This is a genomic window from Mesorhizobium sp. M7A.F.Ca.CA.002.05.1.1 (genome assembly GCF_003998335.1).
Lineage (GTDB): Bacteria > Pseudomonadota > Alphaproteobacteria > Rhizobiales > Rhizobiaceae > Mesorhizobium.
Genome location: NZ_RZQI01001496.1, coordinates 1 through 753, shown reverse-complemented (window position 1 = coordinate 753; position 753 = coordinate 1). Strand labels below are relative to the sequence as shown.

Genomic DNA, 753 nt, shown 5'->3' with positions numbered 1-753 from the left:
GGGGGGGCGCCGTGCTTCGAATTTCATATCGCATTGATATCTTTCTTCGTTCAGAGCCCCTATACATAGGCGATCGTCCGTACGTTTTTACGGGCACGGACGGCTGGGAGATTGGATGGCTCTTGCCCTGCATTGGGCCACGCCATGTCTGATCTCACCAAATACCGAAATCAGCTGCTGCGGCGCATGCCTGCGGATGATCTGGCGTTGCTCGAGCCGCACATGCAGCGCTGCGACTTGCCGCTACGCATGATGCTGGTGACCCCGAATATTCCGATCGAGGCCGTCTACTTCATCGAACAGGGCATCGGTTCGGTGGTCGCCAGCACCGCGAGCGGCCAAGAGGCCGAAGTGGGCTTCATCGGCTTCGAGGGCATGACGGGATATTCCCTGGTGATGGGCGACGACCGTGCGCCGCATGCCTGTTATGTCCAACTCGAAGGCGAAGCGATCCGCATCGAAGCCGGCGCTTTCAAGGCAGCATTGGCGGCAAGTGCAACCTTGCGCATGTTCCTGCTGCGCTTCGTCAACGCGCTACAGACCCAGGCCGGCTGCACCGCGCTCGTCAACGCGCGGCTGAAGCTCGAGGAGCGGCTGGCGCGCTGGCTGCTCATGTGCGACGACCGCGTGCCCGGCGAACATCTCGCCATCACCCACGAATTCCTGGCCATCATGCTTGGTGTCAGGCGGCCAGGCGTCACCGTCGCCCTCCAACTGCTTGAAGGCCGCGCGTTGACGAGCGCGGTGCAGCCG

1 protein-coding gene is annotated in these 753 nt (G+C 62.3%); it reads left to right on the top strand.

Features of this window, described 5'->3' with window-relative positions; all coding sequences use genetic code 11:
• Nucleotides 1-144: 144 nt before the first annotated feature.
• On the top strand, nucleotides 145-753 hold a 609-nt coding region (locus tag EN939_RS36625; protein WP_164751619.1), incomplete at its 3' end, for a Crp/Fnr family transcriptional regulator.